Here is a 17039-nt window from a genome sequence, read left to right on the forward strand (position 1 = left end):
CCGGTGGGGAACGTTCCACTTCCCATTCGGTCAAGTGGAGAAAACCCGCCGTGCGGACGGCGCGCCCGTCCGCACGGCGGTGCCATTCTTGCGGAGAGATCCGGATTTCGGCCAGTCCTTTGCCGGACTGTCTCGAAGTTTTCGGATATTTCGGTTACCTGAGCGAAGTATCCCCGCCGGGTGCGACCGGCAGCAGGACGCGGCTCGCGCCCGGCTGGACGGTCACGGCGGTGCCCGCCGGGTAGCGGAGCGTGTAGTCGTAGTCCGTCGACAGGACGATCACGCCGAGCCGGTGGCCGGCCTTGACCGTGTAGTCGGTGGGCTGCATGTCCCAGCGGAGGGAGTAGGTCTTCCCGGGCGTGAGCGGCTCGCTGCGGGAGATCGAGTTCCGGTTCCGCGCGTCCAGCCAGCCCCTGGTGATGATCTTGTAGGGGGCCGTCTCCGTGGCGAGCTCCTGCCGGAGGGTGCAGCCCTCGTCACCAGGAACGCTCTGGCCGTAGCAGACCTTGTCGGTCGTGGTGATCCGGGCGCCGGTCGGCCGCGTGTCGGTGCCGTAGTCGACCAGCAGCGCGGTCAGGAAGGGCGACCGGCCGTTCAGCGAGGCCCGGATGTCGGCCTTCGGGATGCCGTCCAGCCGCAGCGGCTTGGACAGCGGCCCGGTCAGGTACGCCAGCCGGTTCGGGTCTGCCTTGTCCTCGCCGGTGAGCAGCTGCTCGGCGGTACGGGTGCGGCCCTCGTCGGTGAAGGACTGCGGCGCGCCGCTCTGCGGCCGCGTCCCGAGGACGCCCGGCTGGCCGCCGGAGCCGGAACCGGGGTTCAGGCTGACCGGAAGCGTGCGGGTGCCGGGGAGCGGCCAGTCCTTGGCGGTCTCCCACGAGCCGTCGGGGCGCTGGATGTCCACCTTCGGCTCGTTCTCGATGCCGTTGCGGATGCCGTACAGGTACCGGTCGAACCAGTGGTGCGTCTGCCGCAGCCACTCGTCGATCCGCCAGCGGAACGGGGTGGCGTGGTTGGCCTGGTGCAGCCACAGCTTGTGCGGGACGCCCGCCTCCTTCAGGGCGTTCCACCACCGGACGGACTGCTCGGTCTTGACGTTCCAGTCGTTCAGGCCGTGCACCACCATCACGGCCGCCTTGACCTTCTTGGCGTCCTTGACGTAGTTGCGCTCGTCCCAGAAGGGGCTGTAGTCGCCGGTGTCGCGGTCCTCGCGGGCCTCGATGTCGTCGATGACCTGCTTGCAGACCCCGGGGTTCCGGCGCGTCAGGACGGCCTTGGCGAGCACGTCCAGGTCCTCGCCCTGGTACTCGCCGGGTGCGATCACCGCGCCGTTGTCGCGGTAGTAGTCGTACCAGTTGGAGATGCCCGCGATCGGGACGATGGCCTTCAGGCCGTCCACGCCGGTCGCGGCGGCCATGTTCGGCAGCGTTCCGTTGTAGGACTGGCCGATCATGCCGACGTTCCCGGTGGACCAGTCGGCCTTCACCGGCGTCCCGTCCGGGGCCCAGCCGCGCGCCCGGCCGTTCAGCCAGTCCACCGCGGCCTTCGCGCCCGCCTGCTCGTTGCGCGCGCCGGACGTCGGGCAGCCGGTCGAGCCGCCCGTGCCGAGGCTGTCCAGGTCGGCGACGGCGTACCCGCGCGGCAGGAAGTAGTTGTCGTAGTAGCCGGGGAACACGTCGGCGAGGTCGCGCTGGAACCGGGAGGCCGCCAGGCGGTTCGCCCCGCCGATGTCCACGGGGTGGTTGGGGACGTCCAGGATGCCCGCCCAGTAGGGGCTCGCCTCCATGATCGTCGGGACCTTGAGGCCCTGGCCGGTCTCCTTCGGCCGCATGATCCGCAGCTGGACGGTGTCGCGCTTGCCGTCGCGGTCGCTGTCGACGGCGGTCTCGATGTTGACGGTCTGGCTGACCGCGTCCGCGCGTGAGAACACGGGCTGGGTCTCGCCGTTCCTGACCTGGGCGGACGGCGTCCCTGTCGGTTTTCCGGCCGGCCGGCCCGGCGTCGCGGCGGACGCGCCGGGCGCGAGCGCGGTGAGCGTCACGACCGCGACGGCGGCCGCGCCCGCCGAGATGAATCGCTTCATGGGGGCTCCTGGTGGGAGATGAGGCGATGGTGACTGAAATGTCACATGGGAGTGAACCTCACAAGATCGAATTTGGGAAGGGCGGTGACCTGGATCGGACCGTGGGCCGGGAGTCGGGGGCCGGGAGCGGGAAGGCCTGGCGGTCCCGGGACGTTGTGGACGGTGCGAGCTGAGATGCTTACTTGATTACGTTCGCTTGAGACGACCTCGCCGGCGGTGTCCGCGCCGCGCGGCGTCCATGTCCGCGAGGACCTTTTGGGAGGGCCCGAATGGGGATGCCCGGGATGCCGGGGAACGGCTGGCAGGTGATGGCCTCGTTCCGGCGGGACAGCTCGGTCACGCAGAAGAAGCTGGCCAAGGGGACCGTCAAGCGGATCGCCGGGTACGCCCGGCCCTACGTCCGCGACCTGGTGTGGTTCCTGGCGCTGAACGCGCTCGGCGCGGTGATCGTGGTGGCCAACCCGCTGCTGCTGAAGGGGATCATCGACCACGGGATCATCCCGCACAAGCAGGGCGTCGTCGTCGCCCTGGCGGCCACGGTGGCGGGCCTGGCGCTGCTGGAGGCGGTGCTCGGGCTCGGCCAGCGCTGGTACTCCGCGCGGATCGGCGAGGGCCTGATCTACGACCTGCGGACGCAGGTGTTCGGGCACGTCCAGCGGCAGCCCGTCGCGTTCTTCATGCGCGCCCAGACCGGTTCGCTGATCAGCCGCCTGAACAGCGACGTGATCGGCGCGCAGCGCGCCCTGACGACCACGCTGTCGTCGGTGGTGTCCAACGTGATCAGCCTCGTCCTCGTGCTGATCACGATGCTGGTGCTGTCCTGGCAGGTCACCCTGATCGCGCTGCTGCTGCTCCCGATCTTCGTGCTGCCCGCCAAGTGGGTCGGCAAGCGGCTGCAGGCGGTCAGCCGCGAGCAGATGCAGCTGGACGCCGAGATGAGCTCGCTGATGACCGAGCGGTTCAACGTCGCCGGGGCGATGCTCGCCAAGCTCTACGGCCGTCCGGCCGAGGAGGAGGAGAACTTCGCCGGACGCGCGGCCCGCGTCCGCGACATCGGCGTGGTCGCGGCCATGTACGGCCGGGTGTTCTTCACGGCGCTGACCCTGGTCGCGGCGCTCGCGACCGCGATGGTCTACGGCGTCGGCGGCTCGCTGGTCGTGGACGGCAGCTTCCAGCTGGGCACGCTGGTCGCCCTCGCGACCCTGCTGACCCGCATGTACGGGCCGCTGACCGCCCTGTCCAACGTCCACGTGGACGTGATGACCGCGCTGGTCAGCTTCGACCGCGTCTTCGAGGTGCTCGACCTCAAGCCGCTCATCGACGACAAGGACGACGCCGAGCCGCTCACCGTGGACGAGGAGGAGGCCCCCGCGGTCGAGTTCGACCACGTGTCGTTCAGCTACCCGTCCGCCGAGGAGGTCTCGCTGGCCTCGCTGGAGTCGATCGCCCGCACCGACACCGCGCCCGCCCGGGACGTGCTGTTCGACGTGGACTTCACCGCCGCGCCGGGTCAGCTCGTCGCGCTGGTCGGGCCGTCCGGGGCGGGCAAGTCGACGATCACGCACCTGGTGTCGCGGCTGTACGACGCGTCCGGCGGCGCGGTCCGGATCGGCGGGCAGGACGTCCGGGACGTCACGCTCGACTCGCTCCGCTCCCGCGTCGGGGTCGTCAGCCAGGACGCGCACCTGTTCCACGACTCCATCCGCGAGAACATGCGGTACGCCCGTCCGGACGCGACCGACGAGCAGATCATCGCGGCGCTCGAGGCCGCGCAGGTCGGGGAGCTGATCGCCGACATGCCGGACGGCCTGGACACCGTGGTCGGCGACCGCGGCTACCGGCTGTCGGGCGGCGAGAAGCAGCGCCTGGCCATCGCCCGGCTGCTGCTCAAGGCGCCCTCGGTGGTCGTCCTCGACGAGGCGACCGCGCACCTGGACTCCGAATCCGAGGCGGCCGTCCAGCGGGCCCTGGCGACCGCGCTGGCGGGCCGCACCTCGCTGGTGATCGCGCACCGGCTGTCCACGATCCGCGAGGCGGACCAGATCCTGGTGGTGGAGGCCGGCCGGGTCGTCGAGCGCGGACGGCATGACGAACTGCTCACCGGAGGCGGCCTGTACGCCGAGCTGTACCGCACCCAGTTCGCCCGCCAGGAGGAGCGGACGGACGCCGCGCCCGTCCTCGCCGCCGACTGACACGGCCTGCCCCGCCGGACACGCCGACCGGCCGCACGCGCCGACCGGCCGCCCGCGGCGACCGGCCGGACGTGACCGTCTGGGTCGTCCTCGTGAACAGGGCCCCCGTGATCCACCGGATCACGGGGGCCTGTTCGCTTCCGTGGGGCCGGTGGGACGGCGCGGGGCGGCCACGCCGTTGCAATACCGTGATCGAGCGATCACTTTCCGTAAGGTGATGTCTGTCAACGCGACTGAACTAAACGGGGGTGGCACGCGATGACGAGGATGCGTACGGCAGGGGCCGTGCTGATGCTGGCGGCGGTGGCCTTCACGGGCACGGCCTGTGGCTCGGGCAACAAGAACGAGGCGACGAAGGCCGGTGCCAGCGGCGCGGTCTCCAGCGCGATGGCGAAGGCGTCCGGCAGCGCGGCGAAGGCGAACGTCAAGGCGATGGCCCCGGCGACCGCGCAGCAGGCGTCGGTGCACGTGGGGCGGACCTGCATGGACATCGGGGTGGTGGCCCGCTCGGCCGACGGCAAGGCCGCCACGTGCGCCCTGAAGAACGGCCAGAAGCAGCCCCGCTGGGCGGCCGCCCCTTCCGGGGTCGCGCCCGCCGCCACCGGGAGCATCCAGGTCGGCACCTATTGCTCGGACGTGGGCGCGGTCGGCCAGACCTCGGAGGGCAAGGGCGCCACCTGCGTGAAGGTGAGCAGCGGGGAGCGGGCCCGGTGGGCCCCGGCGAAGCCGGGCAGCGTGACCGTGCCCGGGGCCGTCCGCCCGGGGGCGTTCTGCGCGCCGCAGGGGGCCAAGGGCAAGACCGCCCAGGGCGTCGCCTACACCTGCACCACGACGCCGAAGGACAAGCAGCCCCGCTGGCGGAAGTGATCCGCGGCGATCGGCGGCGATCCGGGGCGGGTTCGCGGGCCGTCGGCGCACGGGGGCCGGGGAGTGATCCTCGCCACGGCCGATCGGCCCGGATTCTCCGGAATGCCGGACGTGCCGGGCGCCGATGGGGTTTCCTGGACCTTCTTTCCGGCGGGCCGGAGCGGCCATCCGGCGGCCATGTCCGCGCACCACGATGGGCGCCCGCACTCGCGAGGGCCGAGGAGATGATCATGCGCGTGGAGATCCGCCCGGACCGGCTCGTCCGCACCGGCACGGGCCGGTACACGGTGCTCCTGGTGGGGCTCGGCGCGGCGGGCGTGGCGATCGGCTGGCTCGGTCCCGAGCTGCGTCGCGACGTCCGCCGCGCCCCGTCCCGCTGACATCCGCTCACTGACACCCGGGCCCGCTGACACCTGCTCACTGGGACCGGCCCGCTGACACCGCCCGCCCGCTCGCCGATCCGTCGGAGGGCGGGCGGGGGCCGGACCGGGGCGATCAGTCGCTGAGACGGTAGCCGAGGCGGTGCAGCTCGTTGCCCGCGATCCGCTCGACCTGGACGACCTGGCGCGGGGTGAGGCGGTCGTGCCAGATCCCGACGCGGCGCTCGGGGTCGGCGGGGTCGGCCGGGGCGCCCGACCGGACGAGCCCGGCCATCACACCCGGCGACAGCGGCGCCTCCAGGAACTCCGAGACGGCCCGGGCCACCTGCCGGGGCTGGGCCGCCAGGTCCTCGAACCGGATGGTGTGCAGCTGGTCCTCGGGGACCTGGGCGCGCAGCCGCGCCGACAGCCGCACCGAGCCGCGCCAGCGCAGCGCGCACTTCACGGCCAGGGCCGCGCTCGGCCAGCGGCGGCGCTCGGACTCCTCCTCGACCCCGAGGAACGGGTTGGGGAACACCTCGTCCAGGTTCGACAGGCCCGGCCGGAACCAGCCCAGGCAGCCGTCGTCGGCGAGCATGTCGGCGACCACGTCCCGGCCGTCCCTGATCACCTGGACGAGCTGGGCGTCGGGGAAGGCGTCCAGCAGCACGTCGGCGCTGTACAGCAGGTCGGGCGTGGCGTCGGCGAACCGCTCCACGCCGCGCGCCTCGACGCACGGCTCCTCGGCCGGGCGGCCCGCGTCCGGACGGAACCGGCCGGCGGCCCGGGGCGGGACGGGCGGCAGGCCCGCCAGCGCCCGGCACTCGGCGGGGCAGTCCCGGCAGCCGCCGGGCGTGATCTGCCAGCTCTCGGCGTAGGCGTCGCGCAGCACCCGGGCGGCCCCGACCCCGCGTCCCGTCGCGATCGACGGGCGCCGGGCGTAGGCGTAGACCAGGCGCAGCACGTTCGGGCGGCCCGCGGTCAGGTGGAACCCGGCGGAACGCTTGACGGCGCGGGCGAGCACGTCCGCGCCAGACTGGGGGGATCCGAGGATGAACACGGGGCGGCGGACCTTGGTCCCGTTGATCACCAGGATGTGCGGCGTCGACCTCATACGTGTCCTCAGTTTCTCACTCCGCGGGCCCTCTCCGGTCCGCCACGCCCAGAGCGGCGCCCGCGTGTTTCGCCCGGCGGCGCGATTCCCCCACGGACCGGGCCGGACGGGCGAGACGGTCGGAAGCGGGGCGGTCCGGCCCTAGGCTGGTGGCATGGCAGCAGCACCCCCCGGGCCCGGTTCCGGCGACGTGGAGCGCGCCGGGGCGCTGATGGCCGCGGCCCGGCGGATCACCGTGCTCACCGGGGCCGGGATCAGCACCGACAGCGGGATCCCGGATTTCCGGGGCCCGCAGGGCGTGTGGACCAAGGACCCGGCCGCCGCCGCGATGTCCACCATCGGGGCCTACATCTCCGACCCCGAGGTGCGCCGCCGCGCCTGGCGGGCCCGGCTGGACAACCCCGCGTGGGAGGCCCGGCCCAACACCGGGCACGCGGCCCTGGTCGCGCTGGAGCGCGCCGGGCGGCTGCACGGCCTGGTCACCCAGAACATCGACGGCCTGCACCAGCGGGCCGGATCCGACCCGGCGCTGGTGCTGGAGATCCACGGCACGATGCTGGAGGCCGAGTGCCTGTCCTGCGGCCTGCGCACCCCGATGCGGGAGGTGCTGGCGCGGGTCGAGGCCGGCGAGGAGGACCCGCCGTGCCCCGAGTGCGGCGGCATCCAGAAGTCCGCGACGATCTCGTTCGGCCAGGCGCTCCGGGAGGACGTCCTGGACGCGTCGGTCGCCGCCGCCCGCTCCTGTGACCTGCTGCTGGCCGTGGGCACCTCGCTGACCGTCCACCCCGCCGCCGGACTGTGCGGCGAGGCGGTCGACAACGGCGGCCGGCTGGTGATCGTGAACGCCGAGCCCACCCCGTACGACCCGATGGCGGACGTGGTCGTCCGCGACCCGATCGGGGAGGCGCTGCCCCGCCTGGTCGCCGCCGTCACCGGCGACGACCCGGACGGCCCGGCGGGCGGTCCGCCGGACGGCCCGATGGACGGCCGGGCGGGCGGTCCCGCCGGCTGAGGCGGGTGCCGGGGACCGGTCACGAACCGTTGGCACGTCGTGACCAGAGGCCCCTTCCATCGGACGACATCTGCTGACAAGCTCTAGGGATCGCGGTGCGAGGAGGGAACGGGTTGAGCAGCGGGGGCGCTCACGAGACGGAACCGGACGGCCGTGACGGCCGGCCCGGTTCCCGGCCCCGCAGGCACGTCAGGCTCCGTCCGGGGGACCGGGTGGCGGTCATCGCCCCCAGCGGCCGGCTGGATCCGGACCGCCTCGCGGCCGGGTGCGAGGTCCTGCGCGGTCTCGATCTGGACGTCATGGTGGGCAAGCACACCCTGGACGCCGCCAATCTGAGCGAGGCCGGCGCGGTCCGGGACGACTGGTACCGGCTCGCCGGGACCGACGCCGCCCGCGCCGCCGACCTGGCCGACGCCTGGTGCGACCCGTCCGTGCGGGCCGTGCTGTGCGCGCGGGGAGGCTACGGCGCGACCCGCCTGCTGGACCACCTCGACTGGGCGGCGCTCGCCTCCGCCGCGACGGGCCCGGAGCCGAAGATCCTGCACGGGTCCAGCGACATCACCGCGCTGCACTCCGCGTTCGGCGCGCGGCTCGGCGTCACCACGTCCTTCGGGCCCATGGCCGCGTCCCAGATCATCGCCGGGCCGGGCCCGGACGAGGACGGCGAGGGCGCCGTGGCGGGCCTGCGCGCCGCGCTGTTCGGTAGTGGAACGATCGAAGCGGCCGGGACCTCGGTGATCCGGGACGGCCGCGCCGAGGGCCCGCTGACCGGCGGCACGCTCTCGCTGCTGACCGCGCTGCTCGGCACCCCCGACGCCCCGCCCCCGGCCGCCGGGGGGATCGTCTTCCTGGAGGACGTCTCCGAGGAGCCCTACCGGCTCGACCGGATGCTCACCCAGCTGATCCAGTCGGGCTGGCTGGACGGTGTGGCGGGGATCGCGCTCGGCTCGTTCCACGACTGCGGAGACCCCGCCGAGGCCGAGGCCGTGCTCGCGGCCCGCCTCGCCCCCCTGGGCGTGCCGGTGCTGGCGGGGCTGCCCGCCGGGCACGGCCCGCGCCAGCTCACCCTCGAACTCGGCGCGCCGGCCGTCCTGGACACCGGCGCCCGCCACCTCCTCGGAGGTCTCGGATGACCGGACGGCACCCCCTGCCCGACCCCGCGGCCGACGGCACGCTCGACTCGCTGGTGGTCCTGGTCGCCGAGACCCTCGGCTACTCCTGCCACGCGGTGTCGGGCGAGGTCATGCTGCTGGAGGGCCCGACCCGGATGCACGTCGGGATGCGGGACCTGCGGCAGATCGCCCGGCTGATCCCGCGCGACGACTGGCCCGCGCTCGTGTCGGACCACATCACCACGCTCACCACGGCGCTGGAGGAGCCGCTGGACCTGGCGGACTTCGACCTGGCCCAGCACCTCCTGCGTACCCGGCTGTACCAGAGCGCGGCCGACATCGGCGGCCTGGCCGCCCGGCCGTTCGCGCCGGGCCTGATCGAGGCCGTGGTCGTGGACACCCCGACCGCCGTCCGGACGGTCACCAGCCAGGAGGCGGGCGGCTGGCCGGTCTCCGGCGACGCGCTGTTCATGCTCGGCCGGGCCAACGTCCGCGCGGACGGCCCGCTCCGGGTGGACGAGCACGACCTCGGCCAGGTGCGGGTGGCGGTCCTGTCCGGCTGGACGGCCTACACCGCGACCCACCTGGCGTGGCTGGAGGAGTACCTGCACATCGGCGCGCAGGGCGCGCTGGTGACCGTCCCGAACCGCAGCCTGACGGTCGTCCACCCGCTGCGGTCGTCGGATCCGTCGCCCCGCATCCGGTACCGGGCCGCCGCCACCGCCGCGCACGAGTTGCACTCGCACGCCCGGAACGCCTACGACGAGGGGCCGGGTTCGCTCAGCCCGCACGTGTACTGGTGGCGGGCGGGCCAGATGGACCGGCTCGACCTGCGGTACCAGGACGGCACGGTCGTGCTGCCCGAGGGGTTCGCGGCGGCCGTCGTCGGCCCGGCGTCCCGCAGCGCGCGCGCCGAGCCGCTCTAGGCGCGATCAGCGGAACGGTCACGATCAGCGGAACAGAACAGCCCGGAGCCCATGACCTGAGCTCCGGGCTGTTCTGCTATCGCGGGGGAGTCCTCGGGGTCAGGCGGGGACCGGGTCGAGGCCGGGCTCCTTGGCGGGCTGCTCGCGCCCGGGGAGCTTGATCGCGAGGGCGGGGACCGTCCAGTGGCAGATCGGGCCGATCAGGACGGCGTACAGGAGCGTTCCGATCCCGACGGTGCCGCCGAGCAGCCAGCCGGTCAGCAGGACGGTCAGCTCGATGCCGGTGCGCGCCACCCGGATCGGGACGCCCTTGGAGGCCAGTCCGGTCATCAGGCCGTCGCGCGGGCCGGGGCCGTGCCCCGCGCCGATGTAGCAGCCCGTGGCGAAGCCGCCGATCAGGATCGCGGCGATCAGGTACGTCCAGCGCAGGGCCGTGCCGTCCGGGTGGGGGAGCAGCCAGAGGCCGAGGTCGGCGAACGCCCCGACCAGCACGACGTTGCTGATCGTGCCGAGGCCGGGACGCTGCCGCAGGGGGATCCAGGCGAGCATGACCACGGCCCCGGCGATGATGATCCAGGCGCCGAGGGACAGTCCGAACTGGCGCGCGAGGCCCTGGTGGAACACGTCCCACGGGTCGTTGCCCAGGCCGGAGGCCACCTGGAGGGCGATCCCGAAGCCGTAAAGGGCCAGTCCGACGTAGAGCTGGGTGAGTCGGCGAAGCGTCAAGGCCAGTCCGTTCATATCAGTCATGGTGAAGCAAGTGGACTGGTGACTATAGGGCCAATGTGGAAAAGTGGCCTTATGAGCGGAACGCGGTACGTGAGTGGACTGCAGCTGGCCCGGCTGCTGGGCGAGGTGCCGCGCGAGCGGCCGCTGTACTCGGGGCTCGCGCGCGCGGTGCGCGGCCTCGTCCAGGACGGGCGGCTCGCGCTCCGCACCCGGCTGCCCGCCGAACGCGACCTGGCCGGCGCGCTCGGCGTCAGCCGCACGACCGTGACCGCCGCCTACGACCGGCTGCGCTCGGAGGGGTACGTGGAGAGCCGGCAGGGCGCGGGCAGCTGGACGACCCTCCCGACCAGCGGTTCGCTGGCTCCGCCGCCCGCCGCGTCCGGGGCGGTCGTGCCGCGCTTCGGGATGGCGCACGCGCCCGAGCCCGGGGGCGGGTTCATCGACCTCGGGTGCGCGGCCCCGGCCGTCCCGGCGATCTTCCACGAGTCGGTGGAGGCCGCGGTCGCGGCCCTGCCGCGGCACTACGGCGGCCCCGGCTACGACCCGGCCGGGCTGCCCGAGCTGCGCGAGGTGATCGCCGCCGGGTACGCCGAGCGTGGCGTCCCCACGCATCCCGACCAGATCATCGTGACGAACGGCGCGCAGCAGGCGTTCGGCATGCTGCTGGAGATGTTCATGTCACCGGGGGACGGCGTGCTGGTCGAGCGTCCCGCCTACCCGAACGCGCTGGACGCGCTGCGCCGCCGGGGCGCCCGGCTCGTCCCGGTCGGCGTCGGCGCGGGCTGGGACCTCGAGCTGCTCGCCGGGGCGATGCGGCAGGCCGCCGTCCGGCTCGGCTACCTGATCCCCGACTTCCAGAACCCGACCGGCGCGCTGATGGCCGACGACGACCGGGCCGCCCTGGTGTCGGCCGCGCGCTCGGCCGACGCGCTGCTGGTGGTGGACGAGACGTTCGTGGGCCTCGCGCTCGACCCGGCGGCGCCGGAGCCGCTCCCGGTCTCCGCCTACGACCGGGACGGCCGCGTGATCAGCATCGGCTCGATGTCCAAGCTGGCGTGGGGCGGCCTGCGGATCGGCTGGATCCGGGCCAGCGCGCCGGTCGCGCGCCGGGTCGCGATCGCCCGCGAGGCGGTGGACATGGCGAGCCCGGTGCTGGACCAGCTCATCGCCCGGGAGCTGCTGCTGCGCGCGGACGAGGTGCGCGCCGAGCGGACCACCGCGCTGGCCGCGAGCCGGGACGCCCTGGTCGGCGCCCTGCGCGAGCGGCTGCCCGACTGGACGTTCCGGGTGCCGCCCGGCGGCATGTCGCTGTGGGTGGGGGTCGGCGGCCCCGTCGCGACACGGCTCGCCGACGCCGGGGCCCGGCGCGGCGTCCGGGTCGTCTCCGGGCCGGTGTTCGGCGCCGACGGCGTCCTCGAGGACCGGTTGCGGCTGCCGTTCGTGCTGCCGCCCGCGACGCTGCGGGAGGCCGTGGCGCGACTCGCCCTGGCCCGCGAGGACCTGCGCGACGCCCCGCCCGCCCGTCCGCTCCGCGTCCTGGTCTAGGGCGCGCGGCGGGCCATGGGATGTGGCCCGCGGGGCGCGCCGGGGCGGCCGGGGATCGGTGATCGGTGATCGGTGATCGGGACGGTGGTCAGGGGTCTCTGGTCAGGAGCCGACGCGGCGGATGTAGCCGACCAGGTGCTCGCGCTCGTCCTCCAGTTCGTCGATCGCGCTCTTGACCACGTCGCCGATGCTGACGATCCCGGCGAGCCGGTCGTCCTCCAGCACCGGGACGTGCCGGATGCGGTGCTCGGTCATGGTCTGGCGCAGATCTTCCACGGCCGTGTCGGGCGTCACGGTCCTGACCCGTCCGGTCATGATCGCCGAGACCGGGCGGTCGAGCAGGTCGGCGCCGTGCTCGTTCAGCCGCCGGACGATGTCGCGCTCGGAGGCGATGCCGGCGATGGCCGCGCCGTCCGGCGAGACGACGGCCGCGCCGATGTTGTGCTCGGCGAGGACGGTCAGCAGGTCGCGCACGGTGGCGTCCGGCCGGACGGTGGCCACCGTGCTGCCCTTCCTTCGAAGGATGTCGCGTATACGCATCTCACACGCTCCGGGGGTTCGGTGCAGGGTTGGCGGTGAGGGGCTTTCGCCCAAGGTCGCACGCCGGGCGCGGGGGAGGGAACCCCTGGAGGGCAAAGCCTGACGAATCGGCTACGACAAATGTCGTTGAAACGGGAGGAACGCCATGTGGCGACCCCGGTGTGTTCCCCGTTCCGGAGAGTTACTTAGAGTGGGTGATCTGTTGCGGAGCGTCCAGGATGGGGACGGGCCGCAGCGACTATGGGCCGAAGGGAGTCGCCGTGACCGTTCCCCGCATCGTGATCGTGGGCGGCGGGTTCGCCGGGTACGGCACCGCGCGCCGCCTGGAGCGGACGCTCCGCCCAGCCGAGGCCGCGATCTCGCTCGTCGCGCCGTTCGGCTACACGCTCTACCAGCCGCTGCTGCCCGAGGTCGCGTCCGGGACGCTGGACCCGCGGGCGCTCGCCGGGCCGCTGCACCGGCTGCTGCACCGCACCCGGATCGTCCCCGGCACCGCCCTCGGCGTGGACCTGCGCGAGCGGACGGTCACCGTCAGCAAGATCGACGGCGACCGGACCACGCTGCGCTACGACCGGCTCGTGCTCTGCCCGGGCAGCGTCACCCGCACCTTCGACATCCCCGGGCTGAAGGAGTACGGGCACGGGATGAAGAACCTCGCCGAGGCCGTCTACCTGCGCGACCACGTGATCGCGCAGCTGGAGCTGGCGGCGGCGACCCACGACCCGGAGGAGCGGGCCGCGCGGCTGGGCTTCATCGTGGTCGGCGGCGGCTACTCCGGCGTCGAGACCACCGCGAACCTCCAGCTGCTCACCTACAAGGCGCTCAGCCGCTTCCCGCGGCTCGACCCGGCCCTGCTGTCCTGGACACTGCTGGACATCGCGCCCAACCTGCTGCCCGAGCTGGGAGAACGGCTCGGCGAGGTGGCGATGCGGACGCTGCGCCGGCGCGGCGTGGACGTCCGGCTCGGGGTCAGCCTCGAGAGGCTCGACGCGCACTCCGCGCGGCTCACCGACGGCCGGACGCTCCCGTGCCGCACCCTGATCTGGACGGCCGGGGTGAAGCCGTCGCCGGTCGTCGCCACCCTGGACGCGCCCACCGAGAAGGGCCGCCTGGTGGTCGGCGCGGACCTGCGGCTCGCGGGCTTCCCCGAGGTGATCGCGCTCGGTGACGCCGCCGCCGTCCCGGACCTGGCGAAGGGCGGCGGCGCGGTCTGCCCGCCGACCGCCCAGCACGCCACCCGGCAGGCGCGGGTCGCCGCCGCCAACATCGCGGCGGGCCTGCACGGCCGGCCGGTCCGCCGGTACTCGCACCGCGACCTCGGCATGGTCGTGGACCTCGGCGGCACGCAGGCGGTCGCGCGGCCGCTCGGGCTGAGCCTCACCGGGCCGCTCGCGCAGGCCGTCACGCGCGGCTACCACCTGTCGACCCTCCCCGGGTACCGCGCCAAGGCGCGCGTCCTGGCCCAGTGGAGCCTGCACGCCGTCGCCGGGGACGACCTGATCCGGATGGGGTTCATGGACGCGCGCACGAACACCGCCGTCGACCTCGGCCACACGGTCGCCGCCGCCGCGACGGTCTGATGCGGAACCGGCCGACGCCCGCCCGCGGTGGCGCGCGCGCCGCCGCGGGCGGGGTGCTGGTCGGCGGGGTGCTGGCGGGCTGCGGGTCCGGGACGTCCGGGCCGCCGGCCGTGGACCTGTACAACGCGCCGCAGGAGCACCTGGCGCAGATCGTGCGGCGCTGCAACGGGATCGCGGGCGGCGCGTACCGGATCCGGCTCAACACGCTGCCGCGCGGCGCGGACGACCAGCGCGAGCAGCTCGTCCGGCGGCTCGCGGCCGGGGACACCGGCCTGGACGTGCTCGGCCTCGACGTCACCTGGACGGCCGAGCTCGCCGAGGCGGGCTGGATCCGCGAGTGGACCGGGGCGGACGCCGCGCGGGCCCGGCAGGGCACCCTGGCGGCGCCGCTCGACACCGCGCTGTGGCACGGGAGGCTCTACGCGGCGCCGTACAACACCAATGTCCAGCTGCTCTGGTACCGGTCCGACCTCATCCCGAGCCCGCCGCGCACGTGGACGGGGCTGATGGCCGAGTCCGCGCGCCTGGCCCGGGAGGGGAGACCCGCGTACGGCGAGGTCACCGGCGCGCAGTACGAGGGCCTGGTGGTCTGGTTCAACAGCCTGGTCGCGTCCGCGGGCGGGAGCATCCTGACGCCCGGCGGCGAGCACGTCGCGCTCGGCCCGCCCGCACTCGAGGCGCTGAGGGTGATGCGCGCGTTCGCCCGGTCCAAGGCCGCCGACCCGTCGCTGTCCAACACGCGGGAGGACGACGCGCGGCTCGCGGTCGAGGCCGGGCGCGGCGCCTACGAGATCAACTGGCCGTTCGTCTACGCGTCGATGGTGGCGAACCGTCCGGCGATGGCCGCGCGCTTCCGCTGGGCGCCGTACCCGGGCATAGACGGCACGGGACGGTCCCCGCTCGGCGGCGCGAACTTCGCGGTCAGCCGGTACTCGCGGCATCCGCGGGCGGCCTTCCGCGCGGCGCTGTGCCTGCGCGACCCGGAGAGCCAGCGCGTCGCCGCCGTCGAGGACGGCCTGCCGCCCACGATCGAGGCCGTGTACGGAGCGCCCGGGATGGCCAAGGCGTACCCGATGCGGCAGACGATCGAGGAGGCGCTGCGCACCGCCGCGCCGCGTCCGAAGACGCCGACCTACCAGAACGTCTCGACGGTGACGGCCGTGACGCTGTCGCCGCCCCGCTCCATCGACCCGCCGCGGACCCTGCGCACGCTGCGCTCGCTCATCGGGGACGCGCTGCGCAGCAGGGGGGTGCTGCCGTGATCGGGCGGACGGCGAGCCAGGGGGCCCGGGACGAGCGCAGACTCGGCTGGTGGCTGTGCGCCCCGGCCGGGCTGGTGATGCTGCTGGTCACCGGCTGGCCCGTCGTGTACTCGGTGCTGCTCTCGCTCCAGCGCTACGACCTGCGCTTCCCGGACCGGAAGGCGTGGATCGGCCTGGCGAACTACGGGACCGTCCTGACCAGCGCGTTCTGGTGGAACGCGGTCGGGGTGACGGTGCTGGTCACGGTGGTCAGCGTGGCCATCGAGCTCGTCCTCGGGATGGCGATCGCGCTGGTGATGTACCGGACGCTGGTCGCCCGGGGCCTGGTGAGGGCGGCGGTGCTGATCCCGTACGGCATCGTGACGGTCGCCGCCGCCTACGGCTGGAAGTACGCCTGGACGCCCGGAACCGGGTGGCTCGCCGGGTTCCTGCCCGCCGGCAGCGCGCCGCTGACCGAGCGCTGGCCCGCCCTCGGCATCATCATCCTCGCGGAGGTCTGGAAGACCACGCCGTTCATGTCGCTGCTGCTCATGGCGGGCCTGGCGCTGGTCCCCGAGGACACCCTGAAGGCGGCCGCGATGGACGGCGCGTCCGCGTGGCAGCGGTTCCGGCTGGTCGTCCTGCCGCTGATGGCGCCGACGATCCTCGCCGCGCTGCTGTTCCGGATCCTGGACGCGGTGCGGATCTTCGACGACATCTACGTGCTGACCAACGGCGCGCAGCGCACCTCGTCGGTGTCGATCATCGCCTACCACAACCTGGTCTCCGGGCTGAACCTCGGCATCGGCTCGACGATGTCGGTGCTGGTCTTCCTCGGCGTGGCCGTGGTGCCGGTGGTGTTCGTCAAGCTGCTCGGCGCGTCCGCGCCGGGGCAGGACCGGGGGCGCTGATGGGCGGGAACGCGCGCGCCAGGTGGGCCCTGCTCGACCTGCTCGTCCTCGTGTACGCGCTGGTCCCGGTCGCGTGGATCGCGTCGCTGTCGTTCAAGGAGCCGTCCACCGTCAGCGCGGGGACGTTCTGGCCGACCAAATGGACGTGGTCGAACTACGCCGGAATCTTCCGGAACGACGACTTCGTGCGCGGCCTGGTGAACTCGATCGGGATCGGCCTGATCTCCACGGCGATCGCGATCGCGCTCGGCACGATGGCCGCCTACGCGGTGGCCCGGCTGCGGTTCCCCGGCCGGAACGCGGTGCTCGGGCTGTCCCTGCTGATCTCGATGTTCCCGCAGATCTCGCTGGTCACGCCGCTGTTCGAGATCGAGCGGCGGCTCGGGCTGTTCAACACCTGGCCCGGGCTGATCGTCCCGTACGTGACCTTCGCGCTGCCGCTGACCATCTACACGCTCTCGACGTTCTTCCGGGAGATCCCATGGGACCTGGAGAAGGCCGCCACCATGGACGGCGCGTCCCCGTTCCAGGCGTTCCGGCTGGTGATCGTGCCGCTGGCGCTGCCCGGCGTGGTGACCACCGCGATCCTGGCGTTCATCCTGTGCTGGAACGACTTCCTGTTCTCGATCTCGCTGACCTCGTCGAACGCGGCCCGCACCGCGCCCGCCACGATCTCCTACTTCACCGGCTCGTCGCAGTTCGAGGACCCGACCGGGTCGATCGCGGCGGCGGCCGTGGTGATCACGATCCCGATCGTGGTGTTCGTGCTGGCGTTCCAGCGGCGGATCGTGTCCGGGCTGACGTCCGGGGCGGTGAAGGGATGAGGAGGGT

The 17039-nt window shown here is 73.5% G+C and carries 15 protein-coding genes; 11 read left to right on the forward strand and 4 right to left on the reverse strand.

Annotated elements, in window-relative coordinates:
- Positions 1–154: 154 nt before the first annotated feature.
- On the reverse strand, positions 155–2080 hold the full coding sequence (locus AB0L06_RS29985; RefSeq protein WP_500234466.1) for a Xaa-Pro dipeptidyl-peptidase: 1926 nt from the start codon (positions 2078–2080) through the stop codon (positions 155–157).
- 275 nt (positions 2081–2355) lie between these two features.
- Between AB0L06_RS29985 and AB0L06_RS29990 the strand changes: the two genes are divergently transcribed.
- The 3 genes from AB0L06_RS29990 to AB0L06_RS30000 all read left to right on the forward strand — a co-directional run bounded on the left by AB0L06_RS29990 (position 2356) and on the right by AB0L06_RS30000 (position 5519).
- Positions 2356–4272 carry an ABC transporter ATP-binding protein gene (locus AB0L06_RS29990; protein ID WP_500234591.1) on the forward strand — a complete coding sequence of 639 codons (1917 nt, stop codon included), beginning with the start codon at positions 2356–2358 and terminating at the stop codon, positions 4270–4272.
- A gap of 258 nt (positions 4273–4530) precedes the next feature.
- Positions 4531–5139, forward strand: a complete 609-nt coding sequence (locus tag AB0L06_RS29995; RefSeq protein WP_500234467.1) for a hypothetical protein — start codon at positions 4531–4533, stop codon at positions 5137–5139.
- A gap of 230 nt (positions 5140–5369) precedes the next feature.
- Positions 5370–5519 carry a hypothetical protein gene (locus AB0L06_RS30000; RefSeq protein ID WP_500234468.1) on the forward strand — a complete coding sequence of 50 codons (150 nt, stop codon included), beginning with the start codon at positions 5370–5372 and terminating at the stop codon, positions 5517–5519.
- A 115-nt stretch (positions 5520–5634) separates the two neighbouring features.
- Here the strand turns inward: AB0L06_RS30000 and AB0L06_RS30005 are convergent, their stop codons facing one another.
- Positions 5635–6612, reverse strand: coding sequence for a sulfotransferase family protein (locus AB0L06_RS30005; RefSeq protein WP_500234469.1), 978 nt, complete (start codon positions 6610–6612; stop codon positions 5635–5637).
- A gap of 154 nt (positions 6613–6766) precedes the next feature.
- On the opposite strand from AB0L06_RS30005, the gene AB0L06_RS30010 reads away from it, so the two are divergent.
- The 3 genes from AB0L06_RS30010 (at position 6767) to AB0L06_RS30020 (ending at position 9662) form a co-directional block, all read left to right on the forward strand.
- Positions 6767–7624, forward strand: a complete 858-nt coding sequence (locus AB0L06_RS30010; protein ID WP_500234470.1) for an SIR2 family NAD-dependent protein deacylase — start codon at positions 6767–6769, stop codon at positions 7622–7624.
- Between the two features lie 113 nt (positions 7625–7737).
- Complete coding sequence (locus AB0L06_RS30015) at positions 7738–8757, forward strand: S66 peptidase family protein (protein WP_500234471.1); 1020 nt, start codon at positions 7738–7740, stop codon at positions 8755–8757.
- Complete coding sequence (locus tag AB0L06_RS30020) at positions 8754–9662, forward strand: hypothetical protein (protein WP_500234472.1); 909 nt, start codon at positions 8754–8756, stop codon at positions 9660–9662. The genes AB0L06_RS30015 and AB0L06_RS30020 overlap by 4 nt, the downstream gene beginning before the upstream one ends.
- A gap of 99 nt (positions 9663–9761) precedes the next feature.
- On the opposite strand, the gene yczE is transcribed toward AB0L06_RS30020, so the two are convergent.
- Positions 9762–10403 (reverse strand): membrane protein YczE, encoded by a 642-nt coding sequence (gene yczE / locus AB0L06_RS30025; RefSeq protein ID WP_500234473.1) that lies wholly within the window; start codon positions 10401–10403, stop codon positions 9762–9764.
- A 42-nt stretch (positions 10404–10445) separates the two neighbouring features.
- Here yczE and yczR point away from each other — a divergent pair, with 42 nt between their 5' ends.
- Positions 10446–11936: a MocR-like transcription factor YczR gene (gene yczR / locus AB0L06_RS30030; protein ID WP_500234474.1), complete on the forward strand. Its 1491-nt coding sequence runs from the start codon at positions 10446–10448 to the stop codon at positions 11934–11936.
- A gap of 102 nt (positions 11937–12038) precedes the next feature.
- Here yczR and AB0L06_RS30035 read toward each other — a convergent pair whose 3' ends face one another.
- On the reverse strand, positions 12039–12476 hold the full coding sequence (locus AB0L06_RS30035; protein ID WP_500234475.1) for a CBS domain-containing protein: 438 nt from the start codon (positions 12474–12476) through the stop codon (positions 12039–12041).
- 260 nt (positions 12477–12736) lie between these two features.
- Here AB0L06_RS30035 and AB0L06_RS30040 point away from each other — a divergent pair, with 260 nt between their 5' ends.
- The 4 genes from AB0L06_RS30040 to AB0L06_RS30055 are packed head-to-tail and all read left to right on the forward strand — an operon-like array spanning position 12737 to position 17032.
- Entirely contained in the window at positions 12737–14056 is a 1320-nt protein-coding gene (locus AB0L06_RS30040; protein WP_500234476.1) for an NAD(P)/FAD-dependent oxidoreductase, read from the forward strand.
- Complete coding sequence (locus tag AB0L06_RS30045) at positions 14056–15318, forward strand: ABC transporter substrate-binding protein (protein WP_500234477.1); 1263 nt, start codon at positions 14056–14058, stop codon at positions 15316–15318. The genes AB0L06_RS30040 and AB0L06_RS30045 overlap by 1 nt, the downstream gene beginning before the upstream one ends.
- Positions 15315–16208 (forward strand): carbohydrate ABC transporter permease, encoded by an 894-nt coding sequence (locus AB0L06_RS30050; protein WP_500234478.1) that lies wholly within the window; start codon positions 15315–15317, stop codon positions 16206–16208. The genes AB0L06_RS30045 and AB0L06_RS30050 overlap by 4 nt, the downstream gene beginning before the upstream one ends.
- Positions 16208–17032, forward strand: coding sequence for a carbohydrate ABC transporter permease (locus AB0L06_RS30055; protein ID WP_500234479.1), 825 nt, complete (start codon positions 16208–16210; stop codon positions 17030–17032). Before AB0L06_RS30050 ends, AB0L06_RS30055 begins: the two co-directional genes overlap by 1 nt.
- Positions 17033–17039 lie beyond the last annotated feature (7 nt).

This window comes from Spirillospora sp. NPDC052269 (assembly GCF_040679435.1).
Lineage (GTDB): Bacteria > Actinomycetota > Actinomycetes > Streptosporangiales > Streptosporangiaceae > Spirillospora.

Bases quoted from the DNA above. Each gene is read 5' to 3' on its own strand.
- AB0L06_RS30000 (WP_500234468.1), top strand. From the start codon at position 5,370: ATGCGCGTGGAGATCCGCCCGGACCGGCTCGTCCGCACCGGCACGGGC.
- AB0L06_RS30045 (WP_500234477.1), top strand. From the start codon at position 14,056: ATGCGGAACCGGCCGACGCCCGCCCGCGGTGGCGCGCGCGCCGCCGCG.
- AB0L06_RS29995 (WP_500234467.1), top strand. From the start codon at position 4,531: ATGACGAGGATGCGTACGGCAGGGGCCGTGCTGATGCTGGCGGCGGTG.
- AB0L06_RS30035 (WP_500234475.1), bottom strand. From the start codon at position 12,476: ATGCGTATACGCGACATCCTTCGAAGGAAGGGCAGCACGGTGGCCACC.
- AB0L06_RS30005 (WP_500234469.1), bottom strand. From the start codon at position 6,612: ATGAGGTCGACGCCGCACATCCTGGTGATCAACGGGACCAAGGTCCGC.
- AB0L06_RS30055 (WP_500234479.1), top strand. From the start codon at position 16,208: ATGGGCGGGAACGCGCGCGCCAGGTGGGCCCTGCTCGACCTGCTCGTC.
- yczR (WP_500234474.1), top strand. From the start codon at position 10,446: ATGTGGAAAAGTGGCCTTATGAGCGGAACGCGGTACGTGAGTGGACTG.
- AB0L06_RS30010 (WP_500234470.1), top strand. From the start codon at position 6,767: ATGGCAGCAGCACCCCCCGGGCCCGGTTCCGGCGACGTGGAGCGCGCC.
- AB0L06_RS29985 (WP_500234466.1), bottom strand. From the start codon at position 2,080: ATGAAGCGATTCATCTCGGCGGGCGCGGCCGCCGTCGCGGTCGTGACG.
- AB0L06_RS30020 (WP_500234472.1), top strand. From the start codon at position 8,754: ATGACCGGACGGCACCCCCTGCCCGACCCCGCGGCCGACGGCACGCTC.
- yczE (WP_500234473.1), bottom strand. From the start codon at position 10,403: ATGAACGGACTGGCCTTGACGCTTCGCCGACTCACCCAGCTCTACGTC.
- AB0L06_RS29990 (WP_500234591.1), top strand. From the start codon at position 2,356: ATGCCCGGGATGCCGGGGAACGGCTGGCAGGTGATGGCCTCGTTCCGG.